Source organism: Rhizobium sp. NZLR10, from assembly GCF_019685125.1.
GTDB lineage: Bacteria > Pseudomonadota > Alphaproteobacteria > Rhizobiales > Rhizobiaceae > Rhizobium.
Genome location: NZ_JABDWE010000005.1, coordinates 44,015 through 67,524, shown reverse-complemented (window position 1 = coordinate 67,524; position 23,510 = coordinate 44,015). Strand labels below are relative to the sequence as shown.

Sequence of the window (23,510 nt, the reverse complement as noted above, 5' to 3'; positions counted from 1 at the left end):
CGGTTGCCTAGAACAGGATGATTTTAGGCCCGGTGGGCCTAACTTTCGGCATCATACTCTGGCGGCTTCACGTCCGCTCGCCTTCCGTCCTTGCCGGCGCATTCAGGAGTTCGCGGATCTTGTGGGCGAGTTGCTCCAGGCTGAAGGGCTTGGCGAGCAAGGAGACGCCGTGATCGAGCACCCCATTATGAACGATGGCATTGCGGGTATAGCCCGTTGTGTAGAGTATCCGGATCGCCGGCCATTTTTGCTGGACGATATCGGCCAGCTGGCGTCCGGTCATTTGCGGCATGACGATATCGGTAAAGACCAGGTCGACTTCCCGATTTTCTTCGAGAACGAGAAGCGCTTCCATCCCGCTTGCCGCCTGCAACACGGTGTAACCGAGTTCATGCAGGCTTTCGGCGGTCATGGTGCGGACGTTCTCATCATCCTCCACCACCAGGATCGTATCGTTGACGCTGCCCTGGGGGATAGGCTGGGCGCCGGCCGCAGTCAACCGAGCTTCGGTCGCCCCGACACGACGCGGAAGATAGATCTTCACCGTCGTGCCCCTGTCGATCTCCGAATAGATCTTGATGTGGCCGCCGCTCTGCTTGATGTAGCCGTAGACTTGGCTGAGGCCGAGACCGGTGCCCTTGCCGGGTCCCTTGGTGGTGTAGAACGGATCGAACGCCCGCTCGATTACATCAGGCGACATGCCAGTGCCGGTGTCGGTCATGCTGATCATCACATATTGGCCGGCCTCGACCTCCGAATGCATCCGGGAATATCGCTCATCGAGTTCGGTATTGGCGGTCTCGATTGTCAGATGTCCGCCGCCAGGCATGGCGTCGCGGGCGTTGACGGCAAGGTTCAGAATAGCGTTCTCAAGCTGACTCAGATCGGCAAAACTCGGCCAGAGGCCGCCGGCAAGCACGGTCTCGATCCGGATCTGCTCGCCGAGTGTACGGCGCAGCAGCTCCGACATGCCGCCGACCAGTTTGTTGAGGTCGATCACCTCAGGGGCGAGCGGCTGCTGGCGCGAGAAAGCGAGAAGACGGGCGGTCAGTACCGCGGCCCTCTGGGCGCCGTCTTTGGCATTCTGGATCGAATGCAGCATGCGGGGGTCCTCGCTTCCGGTGAGGCGCCGCTGGGCAAGATCGAGGTTGCCGATGATGATCGCCAGCATGTTGTTGAAATCGTGGGCGACCCCGCCTGTCAGCTGACCGATCGTCTCCATCTTCTGCAGCTGGCGCACCTGCGCCTGAGCGGCTGCGTTTTCTTCCATCTCGTGCCGGAGCTCGGCGGTGCGCTGGACCACCGTGTGTTCGAGGCGCGTGTTGAAACTGTTGAGCTCACTGCGGAGGCGGCTCTGCCGGCCATGCGCGATAATGATCGTCTCCATTAGGCCGATGATGATCGCGGCATTGACGAGATAGGTTGAGAGACCTACCCATTGGCCGGCGCTGACCGGCCAGAAGATATTGTGCGGCTCGACGAAAAACTGCTGAACGATGAAAGCGGCAAGTATGGCCGCGACAAGGCCCGGCCCTGCGCCGCCTATAAAACTCGCCAGCAATATCGCCGGGAGGAAGCTCAAGAAGGGGAAGCCGGAGAGATAGTCGCTGGCGGCAAGCCTCAGAAGAAAAGTCAGGCCAACGAAGGCAACGGCCAGCGGATATGTATAACCCGGCCTATGACGCAGCCAATCCGTGGCACTCAGCAAATCCATTCCAGATCCCTTCTTACAGCGCCGCGCGTCTTTCAGATGCGCAAAGGAGGCTGTAACTCTTTCATTTTCCGCATGATTTTATCTTTAAATCGATTCGGATTTAAGGAATTATGCAGGAGCCGTTGCGCAAACGGCATCCCAGCTTTTACACATCGAATTTCACCCGGCAATATGTTGATTCTCGCACTGCCGGCCACGACACCTTGACGAGCCGTGCAAGGGGTCCACATATTTCCATGCCCAGCAAGGGGAATGGGTGGATGGGAACATGAAAGACATATTCATCGTCGAAGACGACGCGCTAATTGCAATGTTACTTGAGGACATGCTCGCCGATCTCGGCTACCGGGTTTGCGCCAGTGCGCCCGATCTGGAACGGGCGCTGACAACAGCCAGGGAGACGGAGTTCGACGCTGCAATTCTGGATGTCTCGCTTGCAGGGCAGAGTTCGCTGCCGGTTGCAAAACTGCTCGACGAACGCGGCAAACCCTATATCTACGCGACGGGATATGGCGCCGCCCCTGCTGGCAGCAGCCCAAGCACATTGCCCGTACTGCAAAAACCCTTCCAGCTCAGCGAACTCGAACAGGCGATGAAGCGGCTTACCGAAGCCTAATGCATGTCGCCCGGACGTGGGCTGCGGTTCCGGGTTAACGATGCATAAATGCAAAGAGTTGTTTTCTGGTCAGCGCACCTGATCGAGCAGGCGTTTGCATTCCAGCAGGTCGTAGAGCGCTTCCTGCAGCAATGCCCGGTCTTCCTTGCCGACGCTCGACTTGCCAATCGAGACTTCCTGCTCGTCGTCGCCAGCCACAAAGTTGAAGAAGCGGCGGGTAATCGGCGCCTTGGCACGGCCGACAATCTGGTCTTCATCGGCCATGCCGACGCGCGGTTCACCGGCAATAGCCTCCTGGACGCCCGACGCAAGCGCCTCGACGCTGGCAAGATCGCCGTGGCCGACGGATATGACGAACTTGTTGCCGTTGGTCTTCAAAAGCTTCTGCACGCCCTTGATCGTATAGCCATGATCATAGAGCAAATGCCGGATGCCCTTGAGGAGATCCACATCCTCGGGCCGGTAGTAACGACGGCCACCGCCACGCTTCATCGGCTTTATCTGGGGAAAACGCGTCTCCCAGAAGCGCAGCACATGCTGCGGCAGATCAAGATCGTCTGCGACTTCGCTGATGGTGCGAAAGGCATCGGGGCTCTTGTCCAACGTCATGCTGCTACGCGACCTCGCGGCTCGATCCTACGGCGACTCATCATATTTCAACGGTTTGGCGCCGACAATTCAAGTCATGTGTCGACGTTGCGCACAACGCAGGACAGTGCGGAGAGAAAAAATGCTGTTTAGAAACGGGAAGCAGATGATCAAGAGGCCGGATTCTGCGGCTTCAGCTTGACCTTGCGAGACACATGCGCCTTGAGGATGCGCGTCTTCAGCACGTTCGACGCCTTGAAGGTCATGACCCGACGCGGGGAAATCGGAACCTCTTCGCCAGTCTTCGGGTTGCGGCCGATCCGCTCGTTCTTGTCGCGCACCTGGAAGGTGGCGAAGGAGGAAAGCTTGACGGTTTCACCACGCACGATGGCGTTGCAAACTTCGTCGATGACGGTTTCCACAAGTTCCGCAGACTCGGTCCGGGAAAGCCCGACCTTTCGGAAAACGGATTCCGCCAGGTCTGCTCGCGTCACTGTTTTTCCGGTCATGGTTTCCCCGCCCACTACAAATATTTTGTGAAATCGCATGAAGAGTATTTGTCTTGCGCCTTACGGTCAAGCTCTTGTTCGCCGCCAGTTTTTTAGGATTCGTGCCTACCAGCGCAGCAGAACGGCGCCCCAGGTGAAGCCGCCGCCCATCGCTTCGAGCATCACCAGGTCGCCCTTCTTGATGCGGCCATCGCCAGCAGCGGTCGCAAGTGCAAGCGGGATCGAGGCCGCCGAGGTATTGCCGTGCAGATCGACTGTGATGACGACCTTCGCCGCATCGATATTCAGCTTCTTGGCCGAACCGTCGATGATGCGCCGATTGGCTTGGTGCGGCACCAGCCAATCGAGGTCATCGGCTGTCGTGCCGGTCGAATCGAAAGCCGCCTGAATGACATCGGTGATCATGCCGACGGCATATTTGAAGACCTCGCGGCCTTCCATGCGCAGCTTGCCGACGGTGCCCGTCGTCGACGGTCCGCCATCGACATAGAGTTTTTCCTTGTGAGAGCCGTCCGAGCGCAGATGCGCGGTCAGCACGCCGCGATCGGCAACAGTCCCCTCGCCCTCGGTCGCTTCGAGCACGATCGCGCCGGCGCCGTCGCCGAAAAGCACGCAGGTGGTGCGGTCGTTCCAGTCGAGAATGCGCGAAAAAGTCTCGGCGCCGATGACGAGAACGCGCTTTGCAAGCCCGCCGCGGATATAGGCGTCCGCCGTCGTCACCGCATAGACGAAACCAGTGCAGACGGCCTGGACGTCGAAGGCGAAGCCGTGACTCATGCCGAGGCGGTTCTGGATATTGACCGAGGTTGCCGGAAAGGTGTTATCCGGCGTCGAGGTGGCACAGATGATGAGATCGATATCATCAGGCGTCAGGCCGCCATTGGCAAGGGCTGCGCGCGCCGCGGCCTCGCCGAGCGACGCCGTCGTCTCGTCATCGCCAGCGAGATAACGCTGGCGGATGCCGGTGCGCTGGACGATCCATTCGTCTGACGTGTCGACGATCGCCTCCATGTCACCATTGGTCATCACGCGCTTCGGAAGTGCGGCTCCGAACCCGCGAACCACTGAACGGATCATAGTCGATTGAACCCCATTGCTCATGCAGCTTCCGGGCCCATGGGGGGCAGCCGCTTGGCATGATATTTCTTAAGATCGTTTTCTATTTTCTGATTGAGGCCGTTCTTGGCCATGTCGTAGCCGACTTCGATGGCCGCGGCGATGCCTTCGGCATTCGCCCCGCCATGGCTCTTGATGACGATGCCGTTCAGGCCGAGAAACACGCCGCCATTGACCTTGCTCGGATCGAGCTTCTCGCGGAGCATGTCGAAGGCGCTTTTGGCGAAGAGGTAGCCAATGCGGGCGAGCAGCGTGCGCGACATGGCGGCACGCAGATATTCACCGATCTGCTTGGCGGTGCCTTCAGCGGTCTTCAGAGCGATATTGCCGGAAAACCCTTCGGTGACGACGACGTCGACCGTGCCCTTGCCAAGGTCGTTGCCCTCGACAAAGCCGGAATATTCAAGCGAATCGATGTTTGCCTCGCGCAACAGCCGACCGGCTTCCTTGACCTCTTCCTGGCCTTTCATTTCCTCGACGCCGACGTTCAGAAGGCCGACCGTAGGACGTTCGACCTCGAACAGCGCCCGCGCCATGGCGCCGCCCATCAGAGCAAAATCCATCAGTTGCTGGGCATCGGCGCCGATCGTCGCACCGACGTCGAGCACGATGCTCTCCCCTTTAAGCGTCGGCCAGATCGCGGCGATCGCAGGGCGCTCGATATTGGCCATCGTGCGCAGACAGAACTTCGCCATCGCCATCAGCGCCCCGGTATTGCCGGCCGAGACCGCAACATCGGCCTCCCCCGTCTTCACCGCCTCGATCGAGCGCCACATGGTGGAGATGTAGCGGCCGCGGCGAAGCGCCTGGCTCGGCTTCTCCTCCATGCTGACGGCAAGCTCGCAATCGTGAAAGAGCGATTTTTCCCTAAGCTTCGGAAACTTGGCGAGAACCGGATCGCACTGTTCCTTGAGACCGTAGAAAACGAAGGAAATATCCGGATGCCGATCCAACGCCTTGGCGGCGCCGGGAATGACAACCTGGGGACCAAAGTCGCCACCCATGAGGTCGAGAGATATTCTGATCACGCGTCCCTGATCCTTCTTTTCGCCGATGGCGAAATTTCGGCCAAAATACCGGTTTTGGCGTCGCTTACAACTGAATTATGTCAAATGCCAGAGACGCTTCAGTCCTTTTTCCAATCCTTGAGGGCAGCGAAAGCCGAGGGCTTTTTGTCGTCTTCGCCGCCATCCTCGATATGGCCGTCGAATTCGATGTCCTTCTTGCGCGGATAGGGATCGATCGCCAGAGCGGCAAATTCGACAACCAACTCGCCGGCATCGATCGTATCGCCGACAAAGGTCTCGGGCAGATCAGGGCCGTCCGGATCGAGCAACATCTCGCCGGCGTCATTACCGGCCTGGCGGGCAAGCTTGGAGCCGTCCGGCACGAAGATCTGCTCGAAGCTCTCGTCGATGGCGGATTCGACCGGTTCCAGCGTAATGACGCAGGACTGGACGAGCTTCGCCTTTACGCGGCCCTTGATGCGCACGCCGTCGCGTTTCCAGCGGGCGATCTGCAGGTCGGCGCTGAGATTGTCGACCGAGACAATGTTCCAGGTCTCGGCAAGCCCCTTCAGTTCCTTGGCGTCTGCCTCGACGTGGACCTCGACGGGGTTGGCCGAGATATGGCCGACCTTGACGTGATAGGAGAAGGGAACATCGTCCCGATTGTTCTTCATCGTTTCCTCCTTCAATCGACCGGTGGCCAAGTGACCGGTGGGGTGGCGACCGGTGGGAGCGCTGCCGAACCGGTGGCGATCTCCTCTTCGGCAATGGCGGACAAATGCGCTTCCGCGGCGATCATCCACCCGGCGAGGCCGGACATATCGGCCGGTGCCGAGCTTTCCGGGTAGATATTGCGCGTGAGTGCCCCAGAGAGCGCTTCGGCATCGCCCGTGTCCATCGCCTTCGAATAGGCTTCGAGGCGGCCATAAAACATGCCGGCGAGCTTCTTCATCCGCTTCGGCACGCTGTTGTCGCCGATGCCGAGTTCACGGATCGAATAGTCGATATCCTGGAAGAAAGCGTCGACGATCTCCTGGGCGATCTCCTGGCCGCTGGTGCCGGAAGCACGCGTGCGGCGAAAAAATAGAATCATGACGATCGACAGCATCTCGAAACGGCCCATGACCGTGTCCGGCACATTGAGCCGCTGATAAATCTCAGGCATGCGCGCGGCCGCCGTCAGCGCCGCATATTGCCTGTCGACGATTGCTTGATTGTTGTTTTTCTTACGGAAGAGCCCGAAGATCATTGTTTTTTCCGGAAATGCCTCATTCTTCACGCCGGCTGGCCTCTGGCCTTGTTGCATGATTTCGAAAGCTGGTTTACCGAAGCAGGCGCGAATTGCAATGCCGATCATGGCCAGTTTCGGGACGACGCCTTCGATGCGTCAGCGAAGCGAATTCGGGACATTTGACCCGGAATGGCCACAATGGTTTTGCAGGAGGTAAAGCGTGCAAGGCCCAAAATGGCTGCTATCGATACTCAAGGGAGTAGATGTCGTTGAAGAAACGGTATTTCAAGTCTGACGTGAAATTCTTCAGCAGTGCGGCCATTGCCTTCATAATCGCCTCCACCACCGCTCTTTCCGGTTGCCAGACCAGCACCGTGCTCAATGGCGGATATGTCGCCGACCAGCAGTCGCTGAACCTCGTTCCGGAGGGCTCGAGCCGCGAGCAGGTGCTGCTTTCGCTCGGCACCCCGTCGACGACGGCGACCTTCGACGGTGAAGTCTTCTATTACATTTCGCAGCGACGCACGCGTGCGGTCGCCTTCCAGAAACTGAAAGTCGTCGATCAGAGCGTTCTGGCGGTCTATTTCGACAAGGACGGCGTCGTCAGTCGCCGCGCCAACTATACCCTGCAGGACGGCAAGGTGTTCGACACGGTCGGGCGCGTCACGCCGACCGGCGGCAAGGAACTCACCTTCCTGCAGCAGATGCTCTCCGGCGGCAGTGCCGCGAGCGCTGCCCGCAGCCTGTTCGGCGGTGGCGCCGGCGGTACGCCGCAGAACCCAAGCAGCCTGCGCTGATCGAATACACCTCATACGAAAACCCGCCGGAGCAGCTCCGGCGGGTTTTTTACTTCATAATTCAAGGCGTTACAGCGTTCTTCTCCGTGTCAGGCGCCGCGGCGAACCGCGGTGCCTGCACACGATGGCTCAACCGGCGAGAACGGCGAGCAGCAGCAGCGCAACGATGTTGGTGATCTTGATCGCCGGGTTGACGGCGGGGCCGGCGGTGTCCTTGTAGGGATCGCCGACGGTATCGCCAGTGACCGAGGCCTTGTGCGCATCCGAGCCCTTCATGTGACGCACGCCGTCCTTGTCGACGAAACCATCCTCGAAGCTCTTCTTGGCATTGTCCCAGGCGCCGCCACCCGATGTCATCGAAATGGCGACGAAGAGGCCGTTGATAATGACGCCAAGCAGCGATGCGCCGAGCGCAGCAAAGGCCGAGGCTTTGGAGCCGGAGATGAGAAGAACGCCGAAATAGACGACGATCGGCGCCAGCACCGGCAACAGCGACGGCACGATCATCTCGCGGATGGCGGCCTTGGTCAGAAGGTCGACGGCCCTGCCGTAATCCGGCTTTTCCGTGCCCTCCATGATGCCCGGTTTTTCCTTGAACTGACGGCGAACTTCCTCGACGATCGCACCGGCCGCACGGCCGACGGCGGTCATTGCGATGCCGCCGAAGAGGTAGGGAATGAGACCGCCGAAGATCAATCCCGCCACGACATAGGGGTTGGAAAGATCGAAGGAAATTTCGCCTATGCCGGCGAAATAAGGGAACTTGTCGCCATTCGCCGCAAAATATTTGAGGTCGTAGGAGTAGGCTGCGAAAAGAACCAGTGCGCCGAGGCCGGCGGAACCGATGGCATAACCCTTGGTGACGGCTTTGGTCGTATTGCCGACAGCATCGAGCGCATCCGTGGATTTACGCACTTCCGGCGGTAGATGCGACATTTCGGCGATACCGCCTGCATTGTCCGTCACCGGTCCGAATGCGTCGAGGGCGACGATCATCCCGGCAATACCCAGCATCGCCGTGACCGCAATGCCGGTGCCGAAAAGGCCGCCGAGCTGGTAGGTGGCGAGAATGCCGCCGACGATGACGATCGCCGGCAGTGCCGTCGATTCCAGCGAGACGGCCAGGCCCTGGATGACATTGGTGCCGTGACCGGTGACCGAGGCCTGGGCGATCGAGACGACCGGACGCTTGCCGGTGCCGGTATAATATTCGGTGATCACCACGATCAGCGCGGTGACGACGAGGCCGACGATGCCGCAGAAGAAGAGGTGCGCGCCTGAAATGTCGACGCCGCCGACCGTGCCGAGCGAGCCCCAGCCGACCGTCAGCGAGGTGGCGGCGCCGAGACCGACGATCGACAGCAGGCCGGTGACGATGAGGCCCTTGTAAAGAGCGCCCATGATCGAGCCGTTCGAGCCGAGCTTGACGAAGAAGGTGCCGATGATCGAGGTGATGATGCAGGCACCGCAGATCGCCAGCGGATAGATCATCGCAGACTGGAGGATCGGCGCTCCGGCAAAGAAGATCGAAGCGAGGACCATGGTGGCGACGACGGAAACCGCATAGGTCTCGAAAAGGTCGGCGGCCATGCCGGCGCAGTCGCCGACGTTGTCGCCGACATTGTCGGCAATCGTTGCCGGGTTGCGCGGATCGTCTTCGGGAATGCCGGCTTCCACCTTGCCGACAAGGTCGCCGCCGACATCGGCGCCTTTGGTGAAGATGCCACCACCGAGACGGGCGAAGATCGAGATCAGCGAAGCACCGAAGCCCAGCGCCACCAGCGCATCGACGACTTCGCGCGAGCCGCTCTCATGGCCGAGGCCGAAGGTCAAAATGGTATAGTAGATGGAGACGCCGAGCAGTGCCAGGCCAGCCACCAGCATGCCGGTGATCGCACCAGACTTGAAGGCGATGTCGAGGCCGGCGGAAAGGCTCGCGGAAGCAGCCTGGGCGGTGCGCACATTGGCGCGGACGGAGACGTGCATGCCGATGAAGCCGGCAGCCCCGGAAAGCACAGCGCCGATCAGGAAGCCGATGGCGGCCGTGGCGGAAAGAAGCAGCCAGGCTGCGATGAAAACGACAACGCCAACAAGGGCAATGGTTCTGTACTGGCGCGTCAAATAGGCTTGAGCGCCCTCGCGGATATAGCCCGCGATCTCCTGCATGCGGCTGTTGCCCTGATCGGCGGCAAGCACCGACCGAGTTGCCCAGGCGGCATAGACCACCGAGAGCAGACCGCATGCAATTACGCATAAAAGAATGGTCATTTCGCTCTTTCCTCCCATAGGCCGGAGATCACTCCTTCTCCGGCAAAAACGCCGCCGAATCGCCTTTCCTCTCCACAGAAATGCCACAGCTAAGCGGTGCGGAGATTGCTTGGTCGATTACGTGGCGTCAAGACCGCAACAGGCGAAAAACCGTTGCAGTTCAAAGAAAGAGGCGGGAGATTGTTTGGCGGCTAAGGAGTTATTTCTTCGCCTCGCCGCGGACCTGCTTCGCGATGCGGTCGAGCACGGCGTTGACGAGCTTCGGCTCGTCGTCATCGAAGAAGGCCTGGGCGATCTCGACATATTCGGTGACGATGACCGCCACCGGGACGTCCTTGCGGTCGGTGATCTCGAAGACGCCGGCGCGCAGGATGGCGCGCACGGTGCTGTCGAGACGCGACAAAGCCCAATCATCCTGCAGGGCCGCAGCAATCAGCGGATCAAGATGGGTCTGATCGCGCACGACGCCGGAGACGATCGAACGGAACCAAGCGGCGTCGGCCTTCAGATAGGTCGCGCCGTCGAGTTCCTGGCCAAGACGGTGCGCCTCGTATTCGGCGACGATCTCCAGGACACCAGTGCCGCCGACATCCATTTGATAAAGCGCCTGAACGGCAGCAAGGCGGGCAGCGCCCCGCTGGTTTGCAGTCTTGACCGGCCGTTCCGTCTTGTCGTCGTTCATTCGTTATGCACCCAATTTCTGCTTCAGCTCGATCATGGTCAGAGCTGCGCGAGCGGCAAATCCGCCTTTGTCTTTATCCGAGCGGCGCGCACGCGCCCATGCCTGTTCATCGTTTTCGACGGTCAGAATGCCATTGCCGATGGCAAGGGACTCGCTGACCGCAAGATCCATCAAAGCCCGCGAGGATTCATTCGACACGATATCGAAGTGATAGGTCTCGCCGCGGATGACCATGCCAAGCGCGACATAGCCATCATAATGCGTTCCACCATTGTCGTCTCCATCGAGCGACATGGCAATCGCCGCTGGAATTTCCAGTGCGCCGGGAACCGTGACGACCTCAAAGGTGGCGCCGGCCTGTTCCAATGCGAAGGTGGCGCCTTCGAGCAAGGCGTCGGCCATGTCGTCGTAGAAGCGGGCCTCAACGATCAAAATATGGGGAGCGGTCTCTCTCGGCATGGTTCACCTTCGTTTTGCGGGGCGTTTTCCACTCGGCAGGCCGCGGTCAAAACATGCCTTCGCCGGAATGGCAAGCACTTTCGCCCGATGCCGCAACGCCAAAATTGAAATATCAGCAAAGGGATAGCCGCGTCAGCGGGCAAGCCTTTGAAATCAGCTTTTCCGGATGCCTGGAAAACGGCAATTCAAAGGCCGTATTCATGAACAATTCTTAATGGATTTTCAGTGACTTAACCCATTGAATCGCGAAAGGGACAACGCCAATTCCATGTCGTGACGCAGACGATCCCCTGCAACGACAGTCGACCGTCAAAGCAGATGAAAGGATACTATCATGAACCGCGTTGTCACCATTACTATCGCCGCCGCCCTCTCCTCCCTCGGATTTGCCGGCGTCAGCCGGGCCGAAAGCCTTGGGATGAACACTGCCCAAGGTATCGAGCAGACACTCAGGAGCTTCCACGGCAACGATTTCAACGTCGAGCAGGTCCATAACTGGCGTAACCTCGACGACGAAACGACCGGTCCGCGCTCGGCGCCGGAACGTTCCGGCCAGGCCGTTCACGGCATCCAGGCCTCGATCGACGCCAACGGGTCGCTTGCCTATCGGCTTAACAATGAAGGCGTCGATGTCCGTAACATCGTCAATGCCGAACAGGCAGCCGACGGAAGCTTGACCTTCTACGTCCGCTGACGCTTCAGAGCATCGTGTCCCATCGGTGCGCGGCGCTCAAAGCATGGGCGGCGGTCTCCTCTCCGCCCATGCCGGGGATTTCCCAGATAGGCCCAAATAAGCATTGAATTATTCGCCGCGATGATGGCTTCTCTCCCTGCAACAGGAGGACATCATGGCGACGGAACCGAACGCGGTGATCAATACCGCCGATCTCAAACTCGACCACTGGAAACAGGGCGAGTTCTATGAAAGCGCCGATACTTCGTTCGGCACGCTTCTCGGCTTGGCCGGTCTCGGTGTCAGCTACAACGAAGTGCCGCCGGGCAAATCGGGCTGCCCCTTCCACAATCACCACGTCGAAGACGAGCTTTTCTATGTGATAGCAGGCGCCGGCGAATACCGCTTCGGCGACGAGCGCCATGCGATCAAGGGGGGAGACGTGCTCGGCGCGCCGGCCGGTGGGCCGGAGACGGCGCACCAGATCATCAATACCGGCACTGCACCGCTCGTTTATCTCGGCATTTCGACGGTGGCGAAGACCGAAATCGTCGAATATCCCGATTCCGGAAAGTTTCTGGCCAAAACCAACAGGGCCGAGACCAACAGCGACGATAGCAACCCCGGGCGCTTCCGCCATATCGGACGGCCGGAGGGCGATCTCGACTATTGGGATGGCGAACCCGGCGCGTGAAGGACCCGATATGACCGACATTCCGACCCTCGAAACGGAACGGCTGACGCTCCGCCCTCACCGCCTCGCCGATTTCGAGATGCATGCAGTGCTATGGGCGGACGAAGACGTCGTCCGCTTCATCAGCGGTGTACCGTCGACGCGAGAGCAGAGCTGGAGCCGCATGCTGCGCCTTGCCGGCATGTGGCACCATATGGGCTTCGGCTTCCTTGCAATCATCGAAAAGGCGAGCGGCCGGTTCATCGGCGAGGCCGGTTTCATGGAATCCCGCCGGGAGATGACGCCGTCGATCGAGGGAACGATGGAGGTCGGCTGGGCTCTGATGCCCTCGGCGCACGGCCGCGGTTATGCCACCGAGGCGCTGACCGCCCTGATCGGCTGGGCGGAGAGTTATTTCCCGGGAAAACCGATGAGCTGCATCGTCAGCCCGGAAAACCAGGCCTCGTTGAGGGTCGCAGCCAAACTCGGTTTTCGCGAGACTACGCGCACGCAGTATAACGGCGAGATCATTCAGTTTTCGCGTTAGGGAATTCCGCCAAACGGGCAGCGCAGCGCGCGCCATTGTGGGCTTGCTGACACTTGCCGATATCGCCAACGGCAACAGCAAGCTCAAGCAAAAGGATGTCGACGACCTCAGCTTGCGGCACCCGACTTCATCCCCGAATGGGTCCTTCGCACCGGCTACGCGCAAGGAACGCGCTTTAGGGTCGCCACAGAGGCAGATACCTTCGCCCCCTTACGCCCCATCCATAAGAGGCTAATTACAAATATGACCATTTACATTGTTTGCCATAAGGATTTGCCGAGCTACCCTCCTCCCGCGGGCTCGAAAATCATATGGCTCAATTCTAAACTTCCTCTAGAAAACAAGGGTATGGACGTCATTGCCGGTTATGATTTTTTCAGTGAGCCGGAGGAGCTTCACGCGAAATTGTCGGGATCGCTTGGAACGATAGTCATTGCAAAAGTCGTTTCGGAAGAATCAGTAAAACCTCGTAACATTACTATCTGGCAGTATCGTAAATTTCTAACGCGACTAAAAATAGGAACACCGAATCCCGAATATCCCGGGATGAATACAACGACGTCAGAAGAGGCAGACATCACAAGACCGGAGAATCCGGCGCTTTTTTCAGAAAGTTTCTTTCTACCTCGGCCGTTAAATCTCCATAACATATCTCAACACTATGCACGCTTTCACAGTATTGTTGACTTTATGAGATATACGGCGCTCTCAATCGAAGCAAACTGTTTAACGCAAGCCGAAGCTTTGCATTTTTTTAATTCCAGCACTTTCGTTCCAGGAGGCATTGAACTCGGCACGTATCCGACGGACTGGTGGCTGGAAACTTTTGTGCGCCTTGTCGCGCCGTCTTTTGAATTTGCGAAACGATATCAACCGTTTCAAGCCGAAGATCCCGTGCAGAAACGTGCGATCTCATTTTGCCAGGAGCGTCTGGGAAGCTATCTTCTCATCAAACGGATAGCCGAACTCTATGGCAATAGCCTACCTGGGTCCTTGTTCGGGGATATCGCTACCGTATCGAATGATGGGGTCTATAAAAGCGGCGTATAAACCGAGCGGCCCAATTCCAAACGTAACATCGCAACTCTTTGCGGCACTGGCAGCAGGAGCGGCTGAGCCAATAAATCTGGCTAGAGAAATTGACTGCGGATCGTCGAGTTCCCACACCCCTCCAGGCTGATCAGCGAAAGTTCTGCGAACAGTGTGGCGCAAGCTTCAACTCAAATAGTAGGCACCAAACAGGCTCGAATTGCCGTTCTGCGGATTGCCTATGCAGACGGTAACCATTCGCGAAGGACAAAACCTTGACGATCAATCAGCCCATTTCCGCTCTACCGGCCGGTCTTCCTGATCTGGCGCTTCTCACGGAGAAGGCTGCCGGCACGGGATCCGTGATTATCTATCAGCCTTATCTCGATCCTTCGCAGCGCAGTCAGCTCGATGCCGCTGCCATGCCGCTCGACATCTCGTTCAATACGCACGCTACGACCCGCGAATATGAGCTCTTCCTCACCCTGCATCAGCATCACGAGGCGATCGGCCTCGGCGACGACGTGTTCTGGGGGCTACTCTCCAGCAAATTCGAGATGAAGTCGGTGACGAGCTTCCCGTCCTTTGTCACCGAGGCGGAAAAGGCCAGGGCAGAGGGTGCGGATGCCTATCTTTACAATCCGCTGATCGGCCACGCGGCGATCTACAGCAATGTCTGGGAACATTCGCTGCTTGGCGGTCACCCCGGCATGGAGCCGATCTTTCTGCATATCCAGGAGCTCGGCTATCCGATCGCGCCGCCGCAGGACAAGACTGCCTTCATGTTCTGCAACTATTTCTGCGGCAATCGGAAATTCTGGTCCGGGTATATCGCCTTTTGCGAACGCATTCTCGAGTCGCTGGAAAACCAGGCGTGCGCTGGCACGGCCGCGGGCACCGCCTATGCCGGCACGGCTCACTATTCACGCGATGCCAACGCGACGATGCGCCCCTTCGTGATCGAGCGTCTGCTCGGGCTTTATGTCCAGCAGGCCATCGCCTCCGGATTGAAGATCGCCGCCTTCGTACCGACCGTTGCCGATTTCGAATGGAAGTTCGGTGTCCGCCTCGGCCGGTTGCTGCATGGCCTCTTCGCCGCCAAGGAAGCCTTTCTACGGAGCCGTGACGAGGCTCTCCTGACCACGTGGCAGCAAGGCCGCCAGCCGCTCATCAAGCAGCCGCATCTGATTTGGGGGGCTGATGATCCGCCCGGCTGGATGCCGCGCGGCCAATTCATCGGCGACCGCGAATTGATGCGCGCCCATGCTCCGCAGGCTTCAGGCGCCTCTCCGGTGCAGCAGCTGCAGGTACGGACGGACAGGCCCGCTATGCCAGCCGCGCCGAAAATCGAGCAGCCGCTCCACAACGCATTGCAGCCCTTTGCCGGCGGGTGGCAGGCACACAAGGACCGTCATTGCATCTGGATCGTGACGCCCGAAAACTACAATCACAGCCACGCCTTCGATGAAGTCGCACTTGGCTTGCAAGGCGCCTTCGAAGAACTCGGCGGCTCGGCACCGATCGTCCGCGACATGGACGCATTCGCCGGCCGTGCGCCGATCATCTACGGCGGCAATCTTCTCGCCCCCGAAATCGTCAGCCATCTGCCGAAGGACAGCGTCGTCATCAATCTAGAGCAGGTGTCCGAAGAAAGCATCTGGATCAATTCGCGCTACACCTCGATCCTGAAATCGCTTCCGGTTCTCGACTACAGCCCGCGCAACCGGGAAAATCTCGCCGCAAAGGGCATTGATCACGCCGGTGTCCTCGAAATCGGTTATAGCCGCTGCCTCAGCCAGATACAGCACGCCCCCGTCAAAGATATCGAAGTGCTCTTCTACGGCTCGATAAACGAACGCCGCCACCATATCCTGACGACGCTGAAGGCCGGCGGGCTCAAGGTCGCGCATCTCTTCAACATCTATGGTGCGGAACGCGATGCGGCGATTGCCCGCGCCAAGATCGTCATAAACATCCATCATTATGCGAGCGGCGTCTTCGAGATCGTCCGCATTTCCTATCTGCTCGCCAATCGCGTTTGCGTGCTGACGGAAGGCGACATCAACGATCCAGACCTCCAACCCTTCATCGGCGGCTTGGCAATTGAGCCCTATGACGACATGATCAAGCGCTGCTACAAGCTGATCGCAGATGCCGACGAGCGCGATGCCATTGCCGCGACAGGCCTTGCGGCCATGCGGAGCCGCTCGCAGGCGGACATGCTGATGAGCGTCATGAAGGCTGGCGCCTGATGAAGGCCGCAGAAAAGGTACGTCATGCGCATTGAGGCCGCGGCCATCGAGGGCATCGTCGCAATTACGCCGCCACGCTTCGGCGATCACCGCGGCTACTTCTCCGAGGTATTCAAGGATGCCTGGTTCCGGGAAAATGTGGCCGACGTCACGTTCATCCAGGACAATGAATCGCTTTCGGCGCAGGCCGGCACCGTCCGGGGGCTGCATTTCCAGATCCCGCCCTTCGCACAGGGCAAGCTGGTGCGCTGCCTTGCCGGCCGGATCATGGATGTCGTCGTCGATATTCGCGAGGGATCACCGAGCTTCGGCAAATGGCTCTCTCAGGAGCTCTCGCCGGAGACCGGCAAGCAGCTCTGGATACCGGCCGGTTTCGCACACGGATTCGCAACGATCGAGCCGAACAGCGTCATCAGCTACAAGGTAACCGCACCCTACAGCCCGCAGCATGATCGGGGCATCGCGTGGAACGATCCGGTGATCGGCATTCGCTGGCCCTTCGATGAGAGAGACATGGTGTCGTCCGACAAGGACAAGACGCTGCCGCGGCTCGCCGATCTGCCAGGCCATTTTTCCTATTCAGCACAGCAACCCCAGGATTGATCGACGATGCGCATACTGGTCACGGGCGGAGCGGGCTTCATCGGATCGGCATTGGTGCGCCATCTCGTCAGCGAGATCGGCGCCGAGGTAATGAATGTCGACACGCTGACCTATGCCGGCAATCTGGCATCGCTGACATCCGTCGAATCGGCGCCGAACTATCAATTCCTGCGCGCCGACATCTGCGACCGCGCCGGGATGCAGGAAGCATTCGAGTCCTTCCGCCCTGATACCGTCACGCATCTCGCGGCAGAGAGCCATGTCGACCGCTCGATCTCGGGCGCGGCCGATTTCATTCAGACCAACATCGTCGGCACATTCAGCCTGCTGGATGTCGCACGGCACTATTGGGATGGGCTTGACGCCCGCCGCAAGAGTGCCTTCCGCTTTCTGCACGTCTCGACGGACGAGGTCTACGGCTCGCTCGGCGATGAGGGCCTGTTCGAGGAGACGACGCCTTACGATCCGTCCTCGCCCTATTCCGCCTCCAAGGCCGCGAGCGACCATCTGGCGATCGCCTGGCACCGCACCTACGGCCTGCCCGTCGTCGTCTCCAATTGCTCCAACAACTACGGCCCGTTCCATTTCCCGGAAAAGCTCATTCCGCTGACGATCCTGAACGCGCTGGAGGGCAAGCCTCTTCCGGTTTACGGCAACGGCGCAAATGTCCGCGACTGGCTCTATGTCGAAGACCACGCCCGCGCGCTCTTCACCATTGCATCCAGAGGGCGCCCCGGCGAAAAATACAATGTGGGCGGCCGCAATGAGCGCAGGAACATCGATGTCGTTCATCGCATCTGCGCTATTCTCGACGGCGTCTACAGTGACAAGGCACCGCATGCACGTCTGATCACCAACGTCACGGATCGCCCCGGACACGACGCACGCTATGCGATCGATGCCTCGAAACTCGAAGGCGAACTCGGCTGGAAAGCGCAAGAGACCTTCGAAACCGGCATCGAGAAGACCGTGCACTGGTACCTGGAAAACGAATGGTGGTGGAGGCCGCTGCGCGAAAACGTCTACTCCGGCGAACGCCTCGGCGTTTTCAAGGAAGGATAGCGATGCGCATCGCCGTCACCGGCAAACGGGGCCAGGTCGTTCAGTCGCTGCTCAGACGTGGCGCCGAAACGGGCGTCGAAATCAGCGCGGTCGGGCGCCCGGAAATGGACCTCGCGAATCCCGAAAGCATCGCAGCCGCCTTTCCGGCTCTGCGCCCGGATGTGATCGTCTCGGCCGCCGCCTATACGGCGGTCGACAAGGCCGAGAGCGAAGCCGAGCTTGCTTTTTCCGTCAACGCGGCGGGCGCCGGGGCGGTTGCCGAGGCTGCCGCGCGGATCAGGGTCCCGATCATCCACATTTCGACCGACTATGTCTTCAGCGGCGACAAGGCCTCCGCGTATTCTGAAGAGGATACGACGGCGCCGATCTCCGTCTACGGACGTTCGAAGCTTGCGGGCGAGACGGCCGTCGCGGCGGCGAACCCGAACCACGTCATCTTGCGCACCGCCTGGGTCTATTCGCCCTTTGGCACCAATTTCCTGAAAACGATGCTGCGACTTTCCGAGACGCGCGATCATCTCCGTGTTGTCGCCGATCAGACGGGATGCCCGACCTCGGCACTCGACATCGCCGACGCGATTCTTGCGATAGCAACCCGTATCGTAGCGGACCCTGCGCCATCGCTCCGCGGCACCTTTCACCTGACCGGCAGCGGCGAAGCAAGCTGGGCTGATTTCGCCGAAGAGATATTCACGGAGCTTTCTAAATCCGGCGGCAGAAACATCGGCGTCGAGCGCATCCCAACGGCGGACTATCCGACACCGGCGAAGCGTCCCGCCAATTCACGTCTCAACGGCGACAAGCTCGCCAGGACATATGGAATCCGGCTCCCGGAGTGGAAGCAGTCTATGACGATTGTCATGCAAGACCTTTTGAATAAAGGTCTTTAAGGAGATGGGCATGAAGGGCATTATTCTCGCCGGCGGCACAGGCACGCGTCTGCATCCGATCACGCAGGCGGTCTCGAAACAGTTGATGCCGGTCTACGACAAGCCGATGATCTACTATCCGCTGACGACGCTCATGCTCGCGGGCATCAGGGAGCTGCTGATCATCACCACGCCTCACGACGTCGAAGCCTTCAAGCGCCTTCTCGGCGACGGCTCGCAATGGGGAATTTCGCTGACCTATGCCGTACAGCCGAGTCCGGACGGCCTCGCCCAGGCCTTCATCATCGGCGCCGACTTCTTGCACGGCGACAGCTCGGCACTCGTTCTCGGCGATAACATCTTCTACGGGCACGGACTGCCGGAAATCATGAAGTCCGGCACGAGCCGGCGGGAAGGAGCGACGGTGTTCGCCTATCACGTCACCGATCCGGAACGCTATGGCGTTGTCGGCTTTGACGAAAAGATGAATGCGCTGTCGATCGAGGAAAAACCGAAAGAGCCAAAATCGAACTGGGCGGTGACCGGCCTCTATTTCTACGACCAGCAGGTGGTCGATATCGCCGCCAACCTGAAGCCGTCACCGCGCGGCGAATTGGAAATTACCGATGTCAACCGCACCTATCTTGAGCGCGGCCAGCTTTTCGTGGAGCTGATGGGCCGGGGCTATGCCTGGCTCGACACCGGCACGCCGGACAGCCTGCACGATGCCGCAGGTTTCGTCAGCACGCTGGAGAAACGCCAGGGCTTCAAGATCGCCTGCCCCGAGGAAGTCGCCTGGCGCATGGGTTACATCTCGCAGGGCGACCTCGCCAAGCTCGCGGAGAAGCTCGGCAAGAGCGCCTACGGCCAGTATCTGACGAAGCTGTCCCCGGATTGGTGAGCTATTTGACCGGCGCGCGCCCTGGAAACCGGTACAGGTTTTCGATTCAGGCGCTCGGGAATTCAGCCAGCCGGGCGGCGTAACGCGCCATGGTGTCGACTTCGAAATTGACGAAATCGCCGGCCTTACGCTCGCCCCAGGTGGTGACCTCGAGCGTGTGGCGGATGAGCAGCACGTCGAAATCCGTGCCGTCGACCGCATTGACCGTCAGCGAGGTGCCGTCGAGGGCGATCGACCCCTTGGGGGCGACGAATTTGGCCAGATGCTCCGGCGCTCGCAGACGGTAGCGTGTGGCGTCGCCCTCCGATGTCACAGAGAGGATTTCCGCCTTGCCGTCGATATGGCCGGAAACGATGTGGCCGCCGAGTTCATCGCCGATCTTCAGCGACCGTTCGAGATTGATGCGGCTGCCTTCCCGCCAGGTGCCGATCGTCGTCAGCCGCAACGCCTCTTCCCAGGCCTCAACCTCGAACCAGCGGCCGTTGCTGCCTTCGTCAGGAAGTGCGGTGACGGTCAGGCAAATGCCGGCATGCGAGATCGAGGCGCCCATATCGATTGTCGTCGGGTCATAGGCGGTCGCGACCCGCAGCCGGATACCTTCCTTCAGCGGGGAAACGGATTCGACCGTGCCGACATCGGTGACTATTCCGGTAAACATCAAAGCCCTCTTTCGTATTCGTCCAGGCGATCTTCGCCGAACATCAGCGTGCCCGTATGGGCAAAACCCGATGGTATGTCGGTTGCATCAAGCGGCGATTCAATACCGCCTTCGCCGATGACGAAAGGCGCCCGGTAAAGCTGGATGCGATCGACGAGGCCCGCCTCGAGGAAAAGCCGCGCGGTCTTGGCGCCGCCCTCGACCAGGAGCGAGGAAATCCCGCGTGTTGCCAAGGCCGGCAACAGGACTTCCGGGCGATAGGGATTGCAGTAGACGATCTCGACACCGGCGGCTTCGAGTGCGGTGCGTCGGGAGTCCAAGTCCGTAGCGGCGGCGGGTGCGTTACCCCCCTCCGCCCTGCCGGGCATCTCCCCCACAAGGGGGGAGATTGGCTGGGCGCTCGCTCCCAGCTCCACATCCGGCGAAGACGATCCGTTGCTAACAGAAGCCGGGGAATTCGGGTCTCGCTCCTTGCCGATCTCTCCCCTTGTGGGGGAGATGTCCGGCAGGACAGAGGGGGGTAACCCCTCGGCATCCGCCGTCAATGGCGAAACATCCTCACTCGCGACCAAGATCACCGGCACTTGCCGCGCCGTCGTGACCAGCTTGCTCGTCAGCGGCAATGCCAGCGACGGATCGAGCACAATGCGGATGGGTGACTGCGCTTCAAGACCTGGCGTCCGCACCGTCAGCAGCGGATCGTCTGATAGCGCGGTGCCGATGCCGACGAGGATCGCGTCGGTTTCGGCGCGCAGCGCCTGCACCTCAGCGCGGGCTTCTGGGCCGGTGATCGCCACTTGGCCCGCCCCTTGACGGCCGATCATGCCGTCGGCAGAAACGGCAAGCTTGAGAGTCACATAGGGCCGATTCTTCGTCTGGCGGGTGAGATAACCGGCGAGCGAACGCCGGCCTTCCGCCTCCAGCACGCCGGAATCCACCTCGATGCCGGCATTGCCCAGTATGGCGATGCCGCGGCCGGAGACGCGCGGATCGGGATCGGTGACGCTGATCACGACGCGGGCAACGCCATAGGCAATCAGCGCCTCGGCGCAGGGCGGCGTCTTGCCGTGATGCGAACAGGGCTCGAGCGTCACATAGGCGGTGGCGCCGCGGGCAAGCGCGCCGGCCTCGGCGAGCGCCTGCGTCTCGGCATGCGGGCGGCCGCCCACAGCGGTGACCGCACGACCGACGATGACGCCGTCCCTGACGATCAGGCAGCCGACGGAGGGATTGGTGGCGGTGCGGCCGAGATGCCGGCGCGACAGGCGAATCGCCGCCGCCATGAAATTCTCGTCATGCGGCGTGACGCTCATGGCTCACCTATCCAGCGGGTCGCGGGCGATCTTGGCGTTGATTTCGGAAATCACCTTTTCGAAATCCTCGGCGAGCGAGAAATCCCGATAGACCGAGGCGTAGCGCACGAAGCCGACATCATCGAGGCTCTTCATCGCTTCGAGCACCTGCAAGCCGATCTGCTCGGAGGAGATTTCGGTCTCGCCGGAGCTTTCCAGCCGGCGAACGATGCCGGAAACGGCGCGCTCGATGCGGTCACGCTCGACCGGGCGTTTGCGCAGCGCAACTTCGAAGGAGCGCACCAGCTTGTCGCGGTCGAAGGGCACCTTGCGGCCGGTCTTCTTGATGACCATCAGCTCGCGCAGCTGCACACGCTCGAAGGTGGTGAAACGGCCGCCGCAATCCGGACAGATACGCCGCCGGCGGATGGACGTGTTGTCCTCCGCCGGGCGCGAATCCTTGACCTGAGTATCTTCCGAACCGCAATAGGGGCAGCGCATCGCTACTCCTTATCCCATGTAGTCGTACATTGGAAAGCGGTCTGTGAGGTTGACCACCTTACCACGCACGGCGGCTTCGACGGCGGCATTGCCTTCATCGGAATTGGCGACTTTCAGGCCGTCGAGAACCTCGACGATCAGATTGCCGATTTCGCGGAATTCGGCTTCCTTGAAGCCGCGCGTCGTACCGGCCGGCGCGCCGAGACGTACGCCCGAGGTGACGAAGGGCTTTTCCGGATCGAAGGGAATGCCGTTCTTGTTGCACGTGACGTAAGCGCGGCCGAGAGCTGCCTCAGCGCGTTTGCCGGTGGCGTTCTTCTTGCGCAGGTCGACCAGCATCAGATGGTTGTCTGTGCCGCCGGAGACGACGTCGAGGCCGCCCGCCATCAGCGATTCGGCAAGAGCCTTGGCGTTCTTGACGACCTGGGCGGCGTAATCCTTGAACTCAGGCTGCAGCGCCTCGCCGAAGGCGACGGCCTTGGCGGCAATGATGTGCATCAGCGGTCCACCCTGCAGACCGGGGAAAACGGCCGAATTGAATTTCTTCGCCAGATCCTCGTCATTGGTGAGGATGACACCGCCGCGCGGGCCGCGCAGCGACTTGTGGGTCGTCGTCGTCGCAACATGGCAATGCGGGAATGGCGACGGATGCTGGCCGCCAGCAACGAGGCCGGCAATATGGGCCATGTCGACCATCAGGTAAGCGCCGACCGAGTCGGCGATTTCGCGGAACCGCTTCCAGTCCCAGATACGGGAATAGGCAGTGCCACCGGCAATGATCAGCTTCGGCTTGGTTTCCTTGGCCTTGCGCTCGACTTCATCCATGTCGAGCAGGTTGTCGCCTTCACGCACGCCATAGGAGACGACGTTAAACCACTTGCCGGACATGTTGACCGGCGAACCATGCGTGAGGTGGCCGCCCGAATTCAGGTCGAGGCCCATAAACGTATCGCCGGGCTGCAGCAGCGCCAGGAACACGGCCTGGTTCATCTGCGAGCCGGAATTCGGCTGGACGTTGGCGAAATTGACGCCGAACAGCGTCTTGGCGCGTTCGATCGCCAGCTCCTCGGCGATATCGACGAACTGGCAGCCGCCGTAATAACGCTTGCCGGGATAACCCTCGGCATATTTGTTGGTCATGATGGAGCCCTGAGCTTCCAGCACGGCGCGGGAGACGATGTTCTCGGAAGCGATCAGTTCGATCTCGTGCCGTTGGCGACCGAGTTCCTTTCCGATCGCACCGAAAATCTCGGGATCGACGTCCGCAAGCGAGCGGTTGAAGAAGGACTCGGTGGAAGCATTGGTCATGGGCGGGCTCCTCAACTGGAATGCGCTGAGGTATTAGCCTTCCGCTGTGGCAAGGGCAATACGAAGAACGACATTTGCTGAGCAAACCGCGCGCTTCCGCTCTTTTGCGGCCGCGCCGCGCCGAAGACGAGCGGTCACGTTACCGAGCGCCCGCC

General features: G+C 60.2%; 24 protein-coding genes and 1 pseudogene. 11 read left to right on the top strand and 14 right to left on the bottom strand.

What is annotated here, in order from left to right:
* Window positions 1-67 precede the first annotated feature (67 nt).
* Window positions 68-1,714 (bottom strand): ATP-binding protein, encoded by a 1,647-nt coding sequence (locus HJB82_RS09625; protein WP_221139882.1) that lies wholly within the window; start codon window positions 1,712-1,714, stop codon window positions 68-70.
* Window positions 1,715-1,982: 268 nt separating this feature from the next.
* On the opposite strand from HJB82_RS09625, the gene HJB82_RS09620 reads away from it, so the two are divergent.
* A complete protein-coding gene (locus tag HJB82_RS09620; protein WP_207583740.1) occupies window positions 1,983-2,330 on the top strand; it encodes a response regulator in 348 nt (115 codons plus the stop codon).
* 69 nt (window positions 2,331-2,399) lie between these two features.
* On the opposite strand, the gene HJB82_RS09615 is transcribed toward HJB82_RS09620, so the two are convergent.
* The 6 genes from HJB82_RS09615 to HJB82_RS09590 form a co-directional block, all read right to left on the bottom strand.
* Window positions 2,400-2,939 carry a MerR family transcriptional regulator gene (locus tag HJB82_RS09615; RefSeq protein ID WP_207583739.1) on the bottom strand — a complete coding sequence of 180 codons (540 nt, stop codon included), beginning with the start codon at window positions 2,937-2,939 and terminating at the stop codon, window positions 2,400-2,402.
* Between the two features lie 149 nt (window positions 2,940-3,088).
* Complete coding sequence (locus tag HJB82_RS09610; RefSeq protein ID WP_003574027.1) at window positions 3,089-3,427, bottom strand: integration host factor subunit alpha; 339 nt, start codon at window positions 3,425-3,427, stop codon at window positions 3,089-3,091.
* Between the two features lie 105 nt (window positions 3,428-3,532).
* Window positions 3,533-4,504 carry a beta-ketoacyl-ACP synthase III gene (locus HJB82_RS09605; RefSeq protein ID WP_207584282.1) on the bottom strand — a complete coding sequence of 324 codons (972 nt, stop codon included), beginning with the start codon at window positions 4,502-4,504 and terminating at the stop codon, window positions 3,533-3,535.
* Between the two features lie 20 nt (window positions 4,505-4,524).
* Window positions 4,525-5,571, bottom strand: a complete 1,047-nt coding sequence (gene plsX / locus HJB82_RS09600) for a phosphate acyltransferase PlsX (RefSeq protein ID WP_164008837.1) — start codon at window positions 5,569-5,571, stop codon at window positions 4,525-4,527.
* Window positions 5,572-5,669: 98 nt separating this feature from the next.
* On the bottom strand, window positions 5,670-6,224 hold the full coding sequence (locus HJB82_RS09595) for a DUF177 domain-containing protein (protein WP_207583738.1): 555 nt from the start codon (window positions 6,222-6,224) through the stop codon (window positions 5,670-5,672).
* An 11-nt stretch (window positions 6,225-6,235) separates the two neighbouring features.
* Window positions 6,236-6,907: a ubiquinol-cytochrome C chaperone family protein gene (locus tag HJB82_RS09590; RefSeq protein ID WP_221139881.1), complete on the bottom strand. Its 672-nt coding sequence runs from the start codon at window positions 6,905-6,907 to the stop codon at window positions 6,236-6,238.
* A 137-nt stretch (window positions 6,908-7,044) separates the two neighbouring features.
* Between HJB82_RS09590 and HJB82_RS09585 the strand changes: the two genes are divergently transcribed.
* Complete coding sequence (locus HJB82_RS09585) at window positions 7,045-7,578, top strand: outer membrane protein assembly factor BamE (protein ID WP_207583736.1); 534 nt, start codon at window positions 7,045-7,047, stop codon at window positions 7,576-7,578.
* Between the two features lie 129 nt (window positions 7,579-7,707).
* Here HJB82_RS09585 and HJB82_RS09580 read toward each other — a convergent pair whose 3' ends face one another.
* The 3 genes from HJB82_RS09580 to ribH all read right to left on the bottom strand — a co-directional run bounded on the left by HJB82_RS09580 (window position 7,708) and on the right by ribH (window position 10,987).
* Window positions 7,708-9,846 carry a sodium-translocating pyrophosphatase gene (locus tag HJB82_RS09580; protein ID WP_207583735.1) on the bottom strand — a complete coding sequence of 713 codons (2,139 nt, stop codon included), beginning with the start codon at window positions 9,844-9,846 and terminating at the stop codon, window positions 7,708-7,710.
* Window positions 9,847-10,045: 199 nt separating this feature from the next.
* Window positions 10,046-10,528 (bottom strand): transcription antitermination factor NusB, encoded by a 483-nt coding sequence (gene nusB, locus HJB82_RS09575; RefSeq protein WP_207583734.1) that lies wholly within the window; start codon window positions 10,526-10,528, stop codon window positions 10,046-10,048.
* Window positions 10,529-10,531: 3 nt separating this feature from the next.
* The gene (gene ribH, locus HJB82_RS09570; RefSeq protein WP_003574043.1) at window positions 10,532-10,987 is read right to left on the bottom strand and encodes a 6,7-dimethyl-8-ribityllumazine synthase; all 456 of its coding nucleotides are present in this window, start codon (window positions 10,985-10,987) and stop codon (window positions 10,532-10,534) included.
* A gap of 334 nt (window positions 10,988-11,321) precedes the next feature.
* Here ribH and HJB82_RS09565 point away from each other — a divergent pair, with 334 nt between their 5' ends.
* From HJB82_RS09565 to rfbA, 9 genes and pseudogenes are all read left to right on the top strand, one after another.
* Window positions 11,322-11,681, top strand: coding sequence for a hypothetical protein (locus tag HJB82_RS09565; protein ID WP_221139880.1), 360 nt, complete (start codon window positions 11,322-11,324; stop codon window positions 11,679-11,681).
* Between the two features lie 154 nt (window positions 11,682-11,835).
* Window positions 11,836-12,354, top strand: coding sequence for a cupin domain-containing protein (locus HJB82_RS09560; RefSeq protein ID WP_221139879.1), 519 nt, complete (start codon window positions 11,836-11,838; stop codon window positions 12,352-12,354).
* Window positions 12,355-12,364: 10 nt separating this feature from the next.
* Entirely contained in the window at window positions 12,365-12,880 is a 516-nt protein-coding gene (locus HJB82_RS09555) for a GNAT family N-acetyltransferase (protein ID WP_207583731.1), read from the top strand.
* A gap of 243 nt (window positions 12,881-13,123) precedes the next feature.
* Window positions 13,124-13,930: a hypothetical protein gene (locus tag HJB82_RS09550; protein WP_221139878.1), complete on the top strand. Its 807-nt coding sequence runs from the start codon at window positions 13,124-13,126 to the stop codon at window positions 13,928-13,930.
* Window positions 13,931-14,184: 254 nt separating this feature from the next.
* Window positions 14,185-16,196: pseudogene (locus HJB82_RS09545) on the top strand (glycosyltransferase family 1 protein).
* A complete protein-coding gene (rfbC, locus tag HJB82_RS09540) occupies window positions 16,186-16,764 on the top strand; it encodes a dTDP-4-dehydrorhamnose 3,5-epimerase (protein ID WP_207583728.1) in 579 nt (192 codons plus the stop codon). Before HJB82_RS09545 ends, rfbC begins: the two are co-directional and overlap by 11 nt.
* Window positions 16,765-16,770: 6 nt before the next feature.
* Window positions 16,771-17,826: a dTDP-glucose 4,6-dehydratase gene (gene rfbB / locus HJB82_RS09535; protein WP_221115245.1), complete on the top strand. Its 1,056-nt coding sequence runs from the start codon at window positions 16,771-16,773 to the stop codon at window positions 17,824-17,826.
* Between the two features lie 2 nt (window positions 17,827-17,828).
* The gene (gene rfbD / locus HJB82_RS09530; protein WP_207583726.1) at window positions 17,829-18,716 is read left to right on the top strand and encodes a dTDP-4-dehydrorhamnose reductase; all 888 of its coding nucleotides are present in this window, start codon (window positions 17,829-17,831) and stop codon (window positions 18,714-18,716) included.
* A gap of 10 nt (window positions 18,717-18,726) precedes the next feature.
* The gene (gene rfbA / locus HJB82_RS09525; protein ID WP_207583725.1) at window positions 18,727-19,596 is read left to right on the top strand and encodes a glucose-1-phosphate thymidylyltransferase RfbA; all 870 of its coding nucleotides are present in this window, start codon (window positions 18,727-18,729) and stop codon (window positions 19,594-19,596) included.
* A 46-nt stretch (window positions 19,597-19,642) separates the two neighbouring features.
* Here the strand turns inward: rfbA and HJB82_RS09520 are convergent, their stop codons facing one another.
* Genes HJB82_RS09520 through glyA form a run of 4 tightly spaced genes read right to left on the bottom strand, consistent with a single transcriptional unit; the run spans window position 19,643 to window position 23,355 of the window.
* A complete protein-coding gene (locus HJB82_RS09520) occupies window positions 19,643-20,254 on the bottom strand; it encodes a riboflavin synthase (RefSeq protein WP_221115246.1) in 612 nt (203 codons plus the stop codon).
* The gene (gene ribD, locus HJB82_RS09515; protein WP_221139876.1) at window positions 20,254-21,567 is read right to left on the bottom strand and encodes a bifunctional diaminohydroxyphosphoribosylaminopyrimidine deaminase/5-amino-6-(5-phosphoribosylamino)uracil reductase RibD; all 1,314 of its coding nucleotides are present in this window, start codon (window positions 21,565-21,567) and stop codon (window positions 20,254-20,256) included. Before ribD ends, HJB82_RS09520 begins: the two co-directional genes overlap by 1 nt.
* A 3-nt stretch (window positions 21,568-21,570) precedes the next feature.
* Window positions 21,571-22,047: a transcriptional regulator NrdR gene (nrdR, locus tag HJB82_RS09510; protein WP_003547190.1), complete on the bottom strand. Its 477-nt coding sequence runs from the start codon at window positions 22,045-22,047 to the stop codon at window positions 21,571-21,573.
* A 9-nt stretch (window positions 22,048-22,056) separates the two neighbouring features.
* Complete coding sequence (gene glyA, locus HJB82_RS09505) at window positions 22,057-23,355, bottom strand: serine hydroxymethyltransferase (protein WP_207583722.1); 1,299 nt, start codon at window positions 23,353-23,355, stop codon at window positions 22,057-22,059.
* Window positions 23,356-23,510 lie beyond the last annotated feature (155 nt).